This window comes from Streptococcus parasanguinis (assembly GCF_031582885.1).
Taxonomy (GTDB): Bacteria; Bacillota; Bacilli; order Lactobacillales; family Streptococcaceae; genus Streptococcus; species Streptococcus parasanguinis_M.
Genome location: NZ_CP133988.1, coordinates 1,835,038 through 1,850,204 on the forward strand (window position 1 = coordinate 1,835,038; position 15,167 = coordinate 1,850,204).

The 15,167-nt window shown below is 41.9% G+C and carries 10 protein-coding genes; 3 read left to right on the forward strand and 7 right to left on the reverse strand.

Annotated features, from left to right (window positions below; all coding sequences use genetic code 11):
- Window positions 1–126 precede the first annotated feature (126 nt).
- The 6 genes from glgA to RDV49_RS08870 all read right to left on the reverse strand — a co-directional run bounded on the left by glgA (window position 127) and on the right by RDV49_RS08870 (window position 8,110).
- A complete protein-coding gene (glgA, locus tag RDV49_RS08845; protein ID WP_003006424.1) occupies window positions 127–1,554 on the reverse strand; it encodes a glycogen synthase GlgA in 1,428 nt (475 codons plus the stop codon).
- Window positions 1,554–2,690 carry a glucose-1-phosphate adenylyltransferase subunit GlgD gene (glgD, locus tag RDV49_RS08850; RefSeq protein ID WP_003006422.1) on the reverse strand — a complete coding sequence of 379 codons (1,137 nt, stop codon included), beginning with the start codon at window positions 2,688–2,690 and terminating at the stop codon, window positions 1,554–1,556. The genes glgA and glgD overlap by 1 nt, the downstream gene beginning before the upstream one ends.
- On the reverse strand, window positions 2,680–3,822 hold the full coding sequence (locus RDV49_RS08855; RefSeq protein WP_003006420.1) for a glucose-1-phosphate adenylyltransferase: 1,143 nt from the start codon (window positions 3,820–3,822) through the stop codon (window positions 2,680–2,682). Before RDV49_RS08855 ends, glgD begins: the two co-directional genes overlap by 11 nt.
- 50 nt (window positions 3,823–3,872) lie before the next feature.
- Window positions 3,873–5,780: a 1,4-alpha-glucan branching protein GlgB gene (gene glgB / locus RDV49_RS08860; protein ID WP_003006417.1), complete on the reverse strand. Its 1,908-nt coding sequence runs from the start codon at window positions 5,778–5,780 to the stop codon at window positions 3,873–3,875.
- 328 nt (window positions 5,781–6,108) lie between these two features.
- Complete coding sequence (gene ptsP, locus RDV49_RS08865; RefSeq protein ID WP_003006414.1) at window positions 6,109–7,842, reverse strand: phosphoenolpyruvate--protein phosphotransferase; 1,734 nt, start codon at window positions 7,840–7,842, stop codon at window positions 6,109–6,111.
- A gap of 4 nt (window positions 7,843–7,846) precedes the next feature.
- The gene (locus tag RDV49_RS08870; protein ID WP_003006411.1) at window positions 7,847–8,110 is read right to left on the reverse strand and encodes a phosphocarrier protein HPr; all 264 of its coding nucleotides are present in this window, start codon (window positions 8,108–8,110) and stop codon (window positions 7,847–7,849) included.
- Window positions 8,111–8,584: 474 nt separating this feature from the next.
- On the opposite strand from RDV49_RS08870, the gene nrdH reads away from it, so the two are divergent.
- From nrdH to nrdF, 3 genes are all read left to right on the forward strand, one after another.
- Window positions 8,585–8,803, forward strand: a complete 219-nt coding sequence (gene nrdH, locus RDV49_RS08875; protein ID WP_003006408.1) for a glutaredoxin-like protein NrdH — start codon at window positions 8,585–8,587, stop codon at window positions 8,801–8,803.
- A gap of 114 nt (window positions 8,804–8,917) precedes the next feature.
- Complete coding sequence (nrdE, locus tag RDV49_RS08880) at window positions 8,918–11,077, forward strand: class 1b ribonucleoside-diphosphate reductase subunit alpha (protein ID WP_003006405.1); 2,160 nt, start codon at window positions 8,918–8,920, stop codon at window positions 11,075–11,077.
- Between the two features lie 113 nt (window positions 11,078–11,190).
- Entirely contained in the window at window positions 11,191–12,150 is a 960-nt protein-coding gene (nrdF, locus tag RDV49_RS08885) for a class 1b ribonucleoside-diphosphate reductase subunit beta (RefSeq protein WP_037608336.1), read from the forward strand.
- A 374-nt stretch (window positions 12,151–12,524) separates the two neighbouring features.
- Here nrdF and alaS read toward each other — a convergent pair whose 3' ends face one another.
- Window positions 12,525–15,143 carry an alanine--tRNA ligase gene (gene alaS, locus RDV49_RS08890; protein WP_003006399.1) on the reverse strand — a complete coding sequence of 873 codons (2,619 nt, stop codon included), beginning with the start codon at window positions 15,141–15,143 and terminating at the stop codon, window positions 12,525–12,527.
- Between the last annotated feature and the right edge of the window lie 24 nt (window positions 15,144–15,167).

Genomic DNA, 15,167 nt, shown 5'->3' on the forward strand with positions numbered 1-15,167 from the left:
TTTACCTATCTTATCTTTTTTCTTCTATTTTAGCAAGCTCTATAACTCAAAAAAATAAACCGTTTTCTTTATAGGAAGAAAGCAACACAAAAAACGCCTCGAAAGGCGTTTGTATTATAGATCTATTTATAAGGATTGGTACAAATCATTGTATCGTTGACTAGCCGTATCCCATGAGAAGTCACGCGTCATAGCTTGCTCTTGCAGACCATACCAAGCCTGTTTGTCATTGTAGTAGACAGCCAAGGCTTCATCAACTGCCCAGTTAAACCAATAGCCAGACAAATTATTGAAGCTAAAGCCTGTTCCACTTCCATCAACAGCATTATACGGTTGGACCGTATCTCGAAGTCCGCCGACTTCATGCACTAAAGGAAGGGTTCCATAACGCATGGCCATCATTTGAGAAAGACCACACGGTTCAAAACGGCTTGGCATCAAGAAGACATCCGACGCTGCATAGATTTCTTGGGCCAATTGGACATCAAATGTGATATTCGCTGAAAGTTTATCTGGGTAGGCTTGACCAAACCAAGCAAAGGCATTTTCAAATCCAGGATCTCCTGTACCGAGCAAGACAATCTGAATATCCTTTTGCAAGAGTTGATGCAACTCTTCTACCACAACGTCAAAGCCTTTTTGACGTGTCAAACGAGAGACGATCCCAAACAAAGGAACATCATCGCGAACAGGTAGACCGACACGTTCTTGAAGAGCTCGTTTGCTAGCTGCTTTACCTGAAAGATCTGAGAGACTGAAGTGATACGTCAAGAGTGGATCCGTTTCAGGATTATACAGATCTGCATCAATCCCGTTAACAATTCCGGTCACCTTGCCAGACTCCATTCGAAGGATCTGATCCAAGCCACAACCATATTCAGCAGTCATAATCTCATGCGCATAGCTAGGAGAAACGGTTGTTACACGGTCAGCATATAGAATACCAGCTTTCATCCAGTTCAGGCAATCATTCCACCGAAGCGTTCCATCTGCATAGCGTTCAAATCCAACTCCGAATAGGTCCCACAACATTCCTGGGTCGAACTGACCTTGGAATTCCAAATTATGGATAGTCAATACTGTTTTAATTCCATGATAAGCTTGAATCCAACGGTATTTTTCCTTCAGCAAGAAAGGAATCATCGCCGTATGGTAATCATGGGCATGAAGAACATCTGGAATGAAGTCAACTCGTTCCATCGTTTCTAAGGCCGCGAGCTGGAAGAAGGCAAAGCGTTCGCCATCATCGAAGTCACCATACACATGTCCTCTAAAGAAATAGTGTTGGTTATCAATAAAGTAGAAGGTGACGCCATCGCGCACAATGCGTTTCACACCAACATATTGACTTCTCCAGCCAACCTTGGTCTCAAAATGCAAGACATCTTCGATTTGATCTCCAAACTTGGCCTCTACCATATCATAGTAAGGGAGGATCACGCGCACATCATGACCACTTTTCGCTAAGGATTTAGGAAGAGCGCCAATAACGTCTCCCAAACCACCTGTTTTAGAAAACGGTGCTCCTTCAGCTGCAACAAATAATAGTTTCATTAGACAATATCCTCTGTAACAATCGTTCCTTTTTTAACCACGACAGGTGCTTCTTCTGTCCCACGAATCGTCACACCAGCAGCCACTTCGACACCCTTATCCAGGATGGCATGTTCGACGATTGCATTTTCATGAATCACAACACCAGGGAAGAGAAGACTACTGCGGACCTCTGAACCTTGATGAAGGTGTACCCGACGTGAAACAACGGAGCGTTCAACGGTTCCTTCTACAATACTACCCGAAGCAAATTGAGACGATTTAATATGTGAAGTCTTGGAATAATACGTTGGTTCTTCATTCTTCACTTTCGTATACACTTTTTGATTTGGTGAAAAGAGCTTCATGAATTTTTGGTTTTCCAACATATCCAAGTTTGCATGGTAGTAGGATTCCACTGAATGAATATTGGCAAGGTAGCCTGTATATTCAAAGGCAAAAGCATTGTATTCCACTGCCAAATCACGCAAGATATAGCGCAATTTTTGTGGGTATTCTTTCTTGGCTTCTTCTTCAATTTTTTCAATCAACCAAGGAGTGTCCACAATAAAGACATCTGTTGACATGTTGTAGACTTCGTCAGGATCCTTGCCATCAAAAAGTCTTTGCTCTGTAACATGGTCTGTTTCATCAATTTTCAAGACAGCATTGACTTCAGAGATATTTTGAAGATGCAACTTTTTGTAAACAACTGTAATCGGACGGTCAACGCTATTATGCAAGTGGAAAACTTGATTGAGGTCAATATTCATCAAAACATCACAGTTTAAAGCAACTGTTTGGTTGGAACCAGACCGTTTCAAATAGGTCAATAATTGTTGGTAGTATTCTGGCCCTACCGTTGTATTTTCAACTGGAGTATTATAGATTCCGAGGTAATAGTGGCTCAATAAAGTAGACAAGCCCCACTCACGACCTGAACGAATATGGTCAAAGACCGAACTAATATTTTCTTGTTGGAAAATCCCAAAAACACTACGAATACCAGCATTCGCAAGGCTAGACAATGGGAAGTCAATCAAGCGGTATTTCCCATCAAACGGTAGGGAGGCTACCGGACGATGGCTGGTCAAAGTGGACATATCATGATACCCAACTGTATTTCCTAAAATGGCTGAATATTTATCAATCTTCATCTGTTGCTACCCCCACTTTTTCATTGTAACCGACAACTTGTACTTTCTCTGTTCCATCAATCACGACACCTTCTGCAATGACTGCGCCTTCTCCAATAATCGCGCGTTTCACAACAGCTCCTTTACCGATAATGGCATTGCTCATCACGACAGCATCTTCGACAACTGCTCCTTCACGAACTTGAGCTTCTGTTGATAAGATGGAGTGTTTGACTGTACCGTCTACCGAACAACCATCGACGACAAGAGAATCTTCGATGTGGCCATGTTCCCCAAAGAAGTTCGGTGGAGAAATGAGGTTGCGTGAATAGATTTTCCAGTGACGATCGCGACTATCCAAGGCATTATTTGGATCGATATATTCCATATTGGCTTCCCAAAGAGACTCAATTGTACCAACGTCTTTCCAATAGCCATTGAATTCATAAGCATAAACACTTTCGCCTGATTCTAGATAAGTTGGAATGACATTTTTACCGAAGTCTGACATATCGATATCGCTCTTTTCAGCAGCAACCAACATATTGCGCAGACGAGCCCAGTCAAAGATGTAAATCCCCATGGAAGCCTTGGTAGATTTTGGTTCCGCTGGTTTTTCTTCAAATTCGACAATCCGATTATTAGCATCTGTATTCATGATTCCAAAACGGCTTGCTTCCTTCAAAGGGACATCTAGGACGGCAACAGTCAAGCTTGCGTTATTATCCTTGTGTGCTTGAAGCATGTCATCGTAATCCATCTTGTAGATGTGGTCCCCAGATAGAATCAAGACATATTCCGGATTGATGCTGTCGATATAGTCGATATTTTGGAGAATCGCATGACTAGTTCCTTCGAACCACCGATTTCCTTCACTAGCTGAATAAGGTTGGAGAATAGACACACCTGTATTGATTCCATCCAAGCCCCAGCTGGAACCATTCCCAATATGGCTGTTAAGGGCCAGTGGTTGGTACTGTGTGATCACACCAACATTGTGAATTCCTGAGTTGGCACAGTTTGATAGCGCAAAATCGATAATCCGATAGCGCCCACCAAATTGAACCGCAGGTTTTGCGATGTTTTTGGTTAATTTTCCAAGACGTGTTCCTTGCCCTCCGGCAAGAATTAAAGCGAGCATTTCATTCTTCATTGACTACTTCCTCTTTTTAAAGCTTGGACTCCCATAGAGTCAACCGATCGTCATTTCTTATCTGATGTTTTAGATTTCGTTTTGCGAACCTTCCGTTTCACCTTCCAAATACTAGCTCCTAAAGCCGGCAAAGTAAAGGTCAAGGTTTGTTCATAATCCTTCCATAGTCCCTCTTGAGACTGAACTGTCGGATTGTGCTCTTTCCAGACACCTCCCCATTCTTCTAATTCTGTATTCCAAATTTCTTCATAGACCGCTGATACAGGCACACCAATCGTAAAGTCCTTGCGTTCTACTGGTGCCATATTGAAGACGCACACCAGAAGATCGCCTTTACGATTTTTCCGGATCATAGACAAGACGCTCTGATCCCGGTTATCTGCATCTATAATCTCCAAGCCATCAAAGCTATCATCAATCTCCCACAATTCCTTGTGTTCTTTGTAGAAATGATTGAGCTGAGAAGTAAAACGACGCATCTTAGCATTCATTTCATCCTCTAGATTGCCCCATTCCAGTTGCTCTTCTGACTTCCATTCCAAAAATTGACCAAATTCTGAACCCATAAAGAGTAATTTCTTACCTGGATGGCAAATCTGATAGGTCAAGAGGTTACGGAGTCCAGCAAATTGATTGTAACGATCTCCCCACATCTTATGCATCAAACTCTTCTTACCATGCACCACTTCATCGTGTGAAAATGGTAGTAAGAAGTTTTCAGAAAATGCATACATGAAACTAAAGGTTACCAGGTTAAAGTCAAATTTCCGGTAGATGGGATCTTCTTCGTAGAATCGAAGGATATCATTCATCCAACCCATATTCCATTTATAGTCAAAGCCAAGTCCACCTTCTTCTTCAGGACCCGTGATCTTTTGACCAGCAGAACTTTCTTCTGCAATCATCATGACATCTGGGTGTTCGTTCTTGATAATCGCATTCAACCGTCTAAGGAAATGAACGCCTTCGTAGTTGAGGTTTCCACCATCAATATTTGGTGTCCATGGACCACTATCGTAGTCAAGATAGAGCATATTGCTCACAGCATCGACCCGAATCCCATCTAAATGATAGGTATCAATCCAAAACTTCAAACTAGAAATCAAGAATGACTGGACTTGATTCTTCCCTAAATCGAAGTTCAAGGCTCCCCATCCGTAGTTATGGGCCCGATGTTCATCCTGGTATTCAAAGGTTGGTGTTCCATCATAATAAGCCAAGGCATCATCATTGATAATGAAATGTCCTGGTACCCAATCCACGATCACTCCGATATTGTTGAGGTGGCATTCTTCCACGAAGTCTTGAAACTCTTCTGGGCTACCATAAGTCTGCTCGAGTGCAAAATATCCCATGAGCTGATAGCCCCAACTCAAGCCCAATGGATGAGCCATCACTGGCATAAATTCCACGTGGGTGTAGTTCATCTCCACCAAATATGGAATCAATTCTTCCTTTAGTTGTTTGAAGGTATAGGAACTGTGATCCTCATTACGTTTCCACGATCCTGCGTGAACCTCATAAATATTAACAGGTCGTTCCTTAAAACCAAGTTTTTTGCGGCGTGCTCTCCAGAGACCATCTTTCCAGTTTTTCTCTGGAATGGTCTTAATAATAGATCCTGTATTGGGTCTCTTTTCCATCCATAACGCTAGAGGATCGATTTTTTGCACCTGATGACCATTTTGTCGAGTCACCAAATACTTGTAAATATCCCCCTCTTTTGCATCGGAACAGAAGACTTCCCAGACGCCTCCTTCATTACGAACCATTGGAATTTTACGAGCTTCCCAATCAGTGAAATCACCAATCAGATCCACCGCCTGAGCATTGGGAGCCCAAACACGGAAGGTAAAGCCTTCTTGTTCTCCCCTTGTTTCCTTGTGAGCTCCTAAGTACTCTTGAAGATGGAAATTATCCCCTCTTCCAAATGTCCATAAGTCTGTGCTTCTATCCATATACTCACCTCTTTGCTTTTGAAAGCGTTTTCTATTTGTTTTTATTTTACTATAAAATCACTTAATTTTCAAGTTGATTCCTGTAAAATCATGTAAATTTATCAGGAAAAGTTCTTTCATTTTCTCTTCCGAACCTTTTACTTCATTCCTTCGCTTTCCTCCTAATCTTACTTACGATTATACTATATATACGAGGAAAATTAAAGAAAAAACCGAACATTTAAATCACTATTTTTATTACTAACTAGTTTATTACGAATAAAATGAACATTTTTATGTACAATGTAAAAAAAGACTAAGACAAATTTGTCTTAGTCTTGATCGACTCTTAGTCTACGTTCACGTATTCTTTTGAAAGTTCAAGAACTTCTTCCATTGTTGAACATTCAGTCAGAGCACGATTAGCGTATTCTTGCATTTTAGCTGTGTCGAGTTTCTTCATTAAGCTACGTGTACGAAGGACAGATGTCGCTGACATAGAGAACTCATCCAAGCCCATTCCGACAAGAAGTGGAACAGCAGTTTGGTCACCGGCCATTTCACCACACATACCTGCCCATTTGCCTTCAGCGTGCGCCGCTTTGATCACGTTGTTGATCAAACGAAGGATAGATGGGTTATATGGTTGGTAAAGGTATGAAACTTGTTCGTTCATACGGTCAGCAGCCATTGTGTATTGGATCAAGTCGTTTGTACCAATTGAGAAAAAATCAACTTCCTTAGCAAATTGATCCGCAAGCATTGCTGCAGCTGGGATTTCAATCATGATCCCTACTTGGATATCGTCTGCAACAGCAACACCTTCCGCAAGCAATTTAGCCTTTTCTTCTTCAAGAATACCTTTAGCTGTACGGAACTCAGTCAACAAAGCAACCATTGGGAACATGATCCGCAATTTACCGTGAACAGATGCACGAAGCAAGGCACGCAATTGTGTACGGAACATTTGGTTACCTGTCTCAGAGATAGAGATACGCAAAGCACGGAAACCTAAGAATGGGTTCATTTCTTTAGGAAGATCAAAGTAAGGGAGTTCTTTATCCCCACCGATATCCATTGTACGAACGACAACAGGTTTACCGTTCATACCTTCAAGAACTGCTTTGTAAGCTTCATATTGGTCATCTTCAGTTGGGAAGTCTTGAGAATCCATGTACAAGAATTCTGTACGATAGAGACCAACAGCTTCTGCACCGTTATCGTTCACACCTTCAACATCTTTAGGTGTACCGATGTTAGCAGCCAACTCGAAGTGTTTTCCATCAGCAGTCACTGTTTTCGCATCTTTAAGGAGAGCCCATTCAGCTTTTTGTTTAGCATAAGCTTCACCAGCTGCTTTGAACTCTGCGATTTGTTCTTCAGTAGGGTTGATCACAACTTCACCAGTGATCCCTGAAACAGCCAAAACATCGCCATCTTTGACAAGTTCTGTAATGTTATTTGTACCAAGAACAGCTGCGATTTCAAGTGTACGAGCCATGATAGCTGAGTGACTTGTACGTCCACCGATATTCGTGACAAAAGCTTTTACATACTTTTTGTTCAACTGTGCTGTATCAGATGGAGTCAAGTCATGCGCAACCACGATTGCTTCTTCATTGATAGAAGCAGGGTTTGGCAATTTCTTACCAAGCAAGTTGGCAAGGACACGTTTGGTAACGTCACGAATATCTGCTGCACGTTCTTGCATGTAAGGATTGTCTTCCATTCCTTCAAAGATCGCAATGAACATGTCAGTGACTTCTTTCAAGCCAGCTTCTGCATTGATTTTTTTCGTACGAATCGTTTCTTTGATCTGACCAATCATTTCAGGGTCAGCAAGAACCATCATATGCGCATCAAAAACTTGCGCTGCTTCTTCACCAAGGCTTGCTACTGCATTCTCCCGAATAAGAGAAAGCTCGTTTTGTGAAGCTTCAAGAGCTGCATCCAAACGAGCTTCTTCTGCACTTGTATCTTCGACTGAAACAGTCTCAAATGATAAGTCTGGTTGAATGAGCAAATATGCCTTAGCAACGGCAACACCGTCAGATGCTGCAATTCCTTTTAGCATTTTTGTCATATTTTTAAGCCAATCCTTCTTTAGTCATTGTTTCTGAAATAGCTGCGATAGCATCATCAGCGTCAGCACCTTCTGCAGAGATTACAACGTCTGCTCCTTGACCAACACCAAGGCTCATAACACCCATGATTGATTTCAAGTTAACTGATTTACCTTTGTATTCAAGAGTAATATCTGAAGCAAATTTGCTAGCAGTTTGAACCAACAAAGTTGCTGGACGTGCGTGGATACCTGTTTCTGCCACGATGTGGAAATCTTTAGAAGCCATAGTTTGACTCTCCTTTTTAAAAATAGTTTTTGAGTTACCTTTTGATAACCCTTACAATTTGGTATTATATCATCTTTTGAAATTTTTTTCAAGATTTTTATCACTGACTTACAGAAAAAGACTGCGAAAAATCCCAATTTAGATACATTTTAAGAAGCACCTGAAGAATAGAGAAAATATCTTTTCAATTTTCTACTATATTATAAGTAACATTTTCCTCCGCTTTCAATGAAAAAAAGCTCTTGAACCACAGGATATTGATTCACCAAAAAATTATAACTAATTAAAGATGCTTTAAAGCCTATTCCTATCCCATTTCTTCGATTTTCACACTTTTCGCTCACCACAATATATTGTGCTTTGAAAACTCAATTTCATCTCTTTGCACAATATTTAGTTTTATTTTGTTGACAAGTTGCTGGATTTTGTTTATACTGTTTACAGATTTATATTTCGATAGGAGAACGGAAAAAAATGGTAACCATTTATTCAAAAAATAATTGTGTTCAATGCAAAATGACCAAGCGATTCCTCGATAGCAATCACGTGGAATACCGCGAAATTAACTTAGATGAACAGCCGGAATTTGTAGAGCATGTTAAGAACCTTGGTTTCAATGCTGCTCCAGTTATTCAAACACCGGATGAAGTATTTTCTGGTTTTCAACCAGCTAAGTTGAAGAAACTTTCTTAATAAACACAGTATTTTGCTTAAATAGGGTCTAGCGTTAGCAACCTAACACTAGACTTTTTACTTGGAAAGAGAGGACTTCTCCTCTTCATTTTTTTGAACTAGAAAAGGATTATTATGGGATTAAAATCTCTTGAAGATGTGACGTATTTTCGTCTTAACAATGAAATCAACCGTCCAGTAAACGGCCAAATCATGCTTCATAAGGATAAAGAAGCTTTGGATGCGTTCTTTAAAGAAAATGTTGTACCAAATACTAAAGCCTTTGACTCGATTACAGACAAGATTCAGTACCTTCTCGAGCACAATTACATTGAGAGAGCTTTTATCGAGAAATACCGTCCTGAATTTTTGGAAGAATTGGCCCAATTTATCAAAGATCAAAACTTCCAATTCAAGTCCTTCATGGCTGCCTATAAATTCTATAACCAGTATGCTCTGAAAACAAATGATGGAGAATACTATCTAGAAAGCATGGAAGACCGTGTCTTCTTCAATGCCCTCTACTTTGCGGATGGAAATGAAGAAATTGCGAAAGACATCGCAAATGAAATCATTCACCAACGCTACCAACCAGCTACTCCTTCTTTCTTGAATGCTGGACGTGCCCGCCGTGGAGAATTAGTTTCATGTTTCTTGATCCAGGTAACCGACGACATGAATGCGATCGGTCGTTCCATCAACTCTGCCCTTCAACTTTCACGTATCGGTGGTGGGGTTGGAATCTCCCTCAGCAACCTTCGCGAAGCTGGCGCACCGATCAAGGGCTATGAAGGAGCTGCTTCTGGGGTCGTTCCAGTTATGAAACTCTTCGAAGATAGCTTCTCTTACTCTAACCAATTGGGACAACGCCAAGGGGCCGGGGCCGTTTACCTCAACGTCTTCCACCCAGACATCATCGCCTTCCTTTCTACTAAGAAAGAAAACGCCGATGAAAAAGTTCGTGTCAAGACTCTTTCACTTGGTGTCGTCGTACCAGACAAGTTCTACGAGTTGGCGCGTAAAAATGAAGAAATGTACCTCTTCAGCCCTTACTCTGTAGAGCGTGAATACGGAGTGCCATTCAACTACATTGACATCACTGAAAAATACGATGAGTTGGTTGCTAATCCAAACATCCGCAAGACAAAAATTAAGGCGCGTGATTTGGAAACTGAAATTTCTAAATTGCAACAAGAATCTGGTTACCCATATGTAGTTAACATCGATACTGCTAACCGTGCAAACCCTGTTGATGGCAAGATCATCATGAGTAACTTGTGTTCAGAGATCCTCCAGGTTCAAGAGCCAAGCTTGATCAACGATGCTCAAGAATTCATTAAAATGGGGACAGACGTCTCATGTAACCTTGGTTCAACCAACGTAGTCAACATGATGACCTCACCTGACTTTGGTCGTTCGATTCGTGCCATGGTTCGTGCTTTGACCTTCGTCACAGATAGCTCCCACATTGTAGCTGTTCCTACAATCGACCACGGAAACAGCCAAGCGCATACCTTTGGTCTTGGAGCTATGGGACTTCACAGCTACCTTGCGCAACAATTGATTGAATACGGATCACCTGAGTCTGTCGAGTTCACCAGCATCTACTTCATGCTCATGAACTACTGGACTCTCGTAGAATCAAACAACATTGCGCGCGAACGTGGTGTTACCTTCCACAACTTTGAAAAATCAGACTATGCCAACGGTACTTACTTTGATAAGTACACGACTGGAGCATTTGTACCAAAATCTGATCGTGTCAAAGAACTCTTTAAAGATATCTTTATCCCAAGTGCAGAGGATTGGGCAGAACTGCGTGCTAAAGTTCAAGCAGATGGTCTTTACCACCAAAACCGCCTAGCTGTCGCACCAAATGGATCTATCAGCTACATCAATGACGTATCTGCTTCTATCCACCCAATTACACAACGGATTGAAGAACGTCAAGAGAAGAAAATCGGTAAGATCTACTACCCTGCAGCAGGATTGTCAACGGAAACGATTCCTTACTACACTTCTGCCTACGACATGGATATGCGAAAAGTCATCGATGTCTATGCTGCCGCAACTGAGCATGTAGACCAAGGTCTTTCACTGACTCTCTTTATGCGCAGCGATATTCCAAAGGGTCTTTACGAATGGAAAACTGAAAACAAACAAACCACTCGTGACTTGTCTATCCTTCGGAACTACGCCTTTAACAAGGGTATCAAGTCTATCTACTACGTCCGTACCTTTACAGATGATGGTGGAGAAGTTGGCGCCAACCAATGTGAAAGCTGTGTCATCTAATCCGCTATCCTAGATAGCTATCAAAAGTCGGTTCGCCGACTTTTTGTGCGGTATTCTATCAATTTATGGTAGAATAGTAACGATTGAATGAATAGAAAAAGAAAGTGATGCAAATGGAAACATACTACAAAGCCATTAACTGGAATGCGATCGAAGATGTCATCGATAAATCGACCTGGGAAAAACTGACAGAGCAATTCTGGTTGGATACACGTATCCCTTTGTCAAACGACTTGGATGACTGGAGAAAGTTATCTAATAAAGAAAAAGACCTAGTTGGTAAAGTCTTTGGGGGATTGACCCTTCTAGATACCATGCAATCTGAAACAGGTGTTCAGGCTCTTCGTGCGGATATTCGTACTCCCCATGAAGAAGCTGTCTTTAACAACATCCAATTTATGGAATCTGTCCATGCTAAGTCATACTCTTCTATCTTTTCTACTTTGAATACCAAGTCAGAAATCGAAGAGATTTTCGAATGGACCAACACCAATCCTTTCCTTCAAAAGAAGGCAGAAATCATCAACGAAATCTATCTCAATGGGACCCCTCTTGAAAAGAAAGTCGCCAGCGTTTTCCTTGAAACCTTCCTCTTCTACTCTGGTTTCTTCACACCTCTCTACTATCTTGGAAACAACAAATTAGCCAACGTAGCTGAGATCATCAAGTTGATCATTCGGGACGAATCAGTTCACGGAACCTATATCGGCTACAAGTTCCAACTTGGATTTAACGAATTACCAGAAGACGAACAAGAGAAACTCAAAGAATGGATGTATGATCTTCTCTACACCCTCTATGAGAATGAAGAAGGCTACACAGAGAGCCTCTATGATGGTGTTGGCTGGACTGAGGAAGTCAAGACCTTCCTTCGCTACAACGCTAATAAAGCCCTCATGAACTTGGGACAAGATCCGCTCTTCCCAGACTCAGCAGATGACGTTAACCCAATCGTCATGAACGGAATCTCAACCGGTACTTCTAATCACGACTTCTTCTCTCAAGTCGGAAATGGTTACCTTCTCGGTGAAGTAGAAGCCATGCAGGATGACGATTACAACTACGGCCTATAAGACAAAAACCTTTCCATCTGGAAAGGTTTTTAAATATAGACAACCTATTGTTTTACATAAAACAGATAGATGATTTTCAAAAAGTGACTTTTATTTTTTGAAGATTAAAAACTTTCCGCCGTGAGAAAAGTGCTAGAAACAATCATGTTTCTAGCACTCGGGAGTTTTGGAACCTTAGGTCCAAAACTAAGTCATGGAACTTCTTTGAAGTTCGCTGACGTCCGTACTCACCTAAGGAAAGTTTTTTAGAAGACTTTATCTTCAATCTGAAACCTTTCCAGACGGAAAGGTTTTTTTGCTGCAATCTTTTTCTAATTGGATCTGCTTTTTTTTTGAAAAAAGAGGTTGGACAAACATCCAGCCTCTTCTGTTTATTACAATTTACCTGCTACGGCATCCAACAATTCTTGGATCTTCGCTTGGTTGCTTCCTCCTGCCATGGCCATGTCTGGTTTACCACCACCACGTCCATCGACGATTGGAGCCAATTCTTTGATCACATTACCTGCATGCACATCTTTTGTCTTGCTAGCAACAAGGACGTTGACCTTGTCACCGATGGCTGCGACAAGAACAAGCACATCAGAGTAGTCTTTTTGTTTCCAGTTATCTGCAAAGGTACGAAGGGCACCTGCATCTGATACAGAAACTTGGCTGGCAATATAACGGTGTCCGTTTGCTTCTTGAACATTCTTGAAGACATCGCCTGCTGCCGCTGCTGCTGCTTTTTCCTTCAATTCTGCATTTTCTTTTTGCAATTGACGGAGTTGTTCCTGAAGACCTTCAACCTTGTGAGGGACTTCTTTGAGTTGAGGTGCTTTCAAGGTTGCTGCGACTGCTTTCAGTGCATCTTCTTGTTCACGATAAGCTTCAAAGGCTTCCTTACCGGTCACTGCCAAGATACGACGAGTTCCTGATCCGATCCCTTCTTCTTTGACAATCTTGAAGAGACCAATTTCAGAAGTGTTGCCTACGTGAGTACCACCACAGAGCTCAACAGAGTAATCACCGATCGTTACAACACGGACTTCTTTACCGTATTTTTCACCAAAGAGGGCCATGGCTCCCATTTCTTTAGCAGTATCGATATCTGTTTCAATCGTTTCGACTGCGATCGCTTCCCAAATCTTTTCATTGACTTGTTGTTCAATAGCGCGCAATTCTTCAGGAGTTACGGCTTGGAAGTGGGTAAAGTCAAAGCGAAGGAATTCTACTTCGTTGAGAGATCCTGCTTGGGTTGCGTGGTTACCAAGGATATTGTGAAGAGCGGCATGGAGCAAGTGAGTTGCAGTGTGGTTCTTCATGACACGATGACGACGATTGGTATCGATCGCCAAGGTGTATTCTTGGTTCAAGGCAAGAGGAGCAAGAACTTCAACAGTATGAAGTGGTTGTCCATTTGGTGCTTTTTGAACATCTGTCACCGTCGCTACGACGTTTCCTGCAGCATCCAAGATTTGACCATGGTCCGCAACTTGTCCACCCATTTCAGCGTAGAATGGAGTTTCTGCAAAGATCAGTGATGCAGTTCCTTCTGAAACAGCCTCTACTTCTGCATTGTCCGCTACGATAGCCACCAACTTAGAAGGCAATTGGCTAGCATTGTAGTTGAAGCTACTTTCAACTGTAATGTTTTGAAGGGTTTCATTTTGCATCCCCATAGATCCACCTTTGACAGCAGATGCACGCGCACGTTCTTGTTGTTCCTTCATGGCTGCTTCGAAGCCTTCACGATCGACAGTCATTCCAGCTTCTTCAGCGATTTCTTCTGTCAATTCTACTGGGAATCCGTATGTATCATAAAGTTTAAAGACATCTTGACCAGCAATCACTGTTTGACCTTTGGCTTTCAAGTCTTCAACGATGGTTTGGGCAAAGTGTTGACCTGAGTGAAGAGTGCGGGCAAATGACTCTTCTTCGCTCTTCACGATTTTTTCGATAAAATCACGTTTTTCAAGCACTTCTGGGTAGTAGCTTTCCATGATTTTTCCAACAGTTGGAACGAGTTTGTAAAGGAAAGGCTCGTTGATACCCAATTTTTGACCATGCATAGAGGCACGACGGAGCAAACGACGAAGGACATAACCACGACCTTCATTTCCAGGAAGAGCACCATCCCCAATCGCAAATGAAAGCGAACGGATGTGGTCTGCAATGACCTTGAAGCTCATGTTGTCGCCATCTTGGTCATAGACCTTACCAGACAACTTCTCAACTTCACGAATGATTGGCATGAAGAGGTCTGTTTCAAAGTTTGTCTTAGCCCCTTGGATAACGGCTACCAAACGCTCTAAACCAGCGCCCGTATCAATGTTCTTGTGTGGCAATTCCTTGTATTCACTACGAGGTACAGATGGGTCAGCGTTAAATTGTGACAAGACGATGTTCCAGATTTCGATATAACGATCGTTTTCGATATCTTCTGCAAGCAGACGAAGACCGATGTTTTCAGGGTCAAAGGCTTCTCCACGGTCAAAGAAGATTTCTGTATCTGGTCCAGAAGGCCCCGCACCGATTTCCCAGAAGTTGTCTTCGATTGGGATCAAGTGACTTGGATCTACCCCAACAGCGATCCAACGGTTGTATGAATCCTTGTCGTCAGGGTAATAAGTCATGTAAAGTTTGTCTTTAGGGAAGTCAAACCATTCAGGGCTTGTCAAAAGCTCATAAGCCCAGGTAATGGCTTCATCTCGGAAGTAATCTCCGATAGAGAAGTTCCCCAACATTTCAAACATGGTATGGTGACGGGCAGTTTTCCCTACGTTTTCGATATCGTTGGTACGGATGGCTTTTTGAGCATTGGTAATCCGTGGATTTTCAGGTTTGATAGTTCCATCGAAGTATTTTTTAAGAGTGGCAACCCCTGAGTTGATCCACAAAAGGGTTGGATCGTTTACTGGAACCAAGCTAACAGATGGTTCTACAGAGTGGCCTTTGCTTGCCCAGAAATCAAGCCACATTTGGCGGACTTGTGCACTAGATAATTGTTTCATATTTGTCTCCTAATTTCTTTAAGA

Excerpts from the sequence above, each read along its gene's own strand:
- nrdF (WP_037608336.1), top strand. The coding sequence starts at position 11,191 with ATGGAAACATACTACAAAGCCATTAACTGGAATGCGATCGAAGATGTC.
- ptsP (WP_003006414.1), bottom strand. The coding sequence starts at position 7,842 with ATGACAAAAATGCTAAAAGGAATTGCAGCATCTGACGGTGTTGCCGTT.
- nrdE (WP_003006405.1), top strand. The coding sequence starts at position 8,918 with ATGGGATTAAAATCTCTTGAAGATGTGACGTATTTTCGTCTTAACAAT.
- RDV49_RS08855 (WP_003006420.1), bottom strand. The coding sequence starts at position 3,822 with ATGAAGAATGAAATGCTCGCTTTAATTCTTGCCGGAGGGCAAGGAACA.
- glgA (WP_003006424.1), bottom strand. The coding sequence starts at position 1,554 with ATGAAACTATTATTTGTTGCAGCTGAAGGAGCACCGTTTTCTAAAACA.
- alaS (WP_003006399.1), bottom strand. The coding sequence starts at position 15,143 with ATGAAACAATTATCTAGTGCACAAGTCCGCCAAATGTGGCTTGATTTC.
- glgD (WP_003006422.1), bottom strand. The coding sequence starts at position 2,690 with ATGAAGATTGATAAATATTCAGCCATTTTAGGAAATACAGTTGGGTAT.
- glgB (WP_003006417.1), bottom strand. The coding sequence starts at position 5,780 with ATGGATAGAAGCACAGACTTATGGACATTTGGAAGAGGGGATAATTTC.
- RDV49_RS08870 (WP_003006411.1), bottom strand. The coding sequence starts at position 8,110 with ATGGCTTCTAAAGATTTCCACATCGTGGCAGAAACAGGTATCCACGCA.
- nrdH (WP_003006408.1), top strand. The coding sequence starts at position 8,585 with ATGGTAACCATTTATTCAAAAAATAATTGTGTTCAATGCAAAATGACC.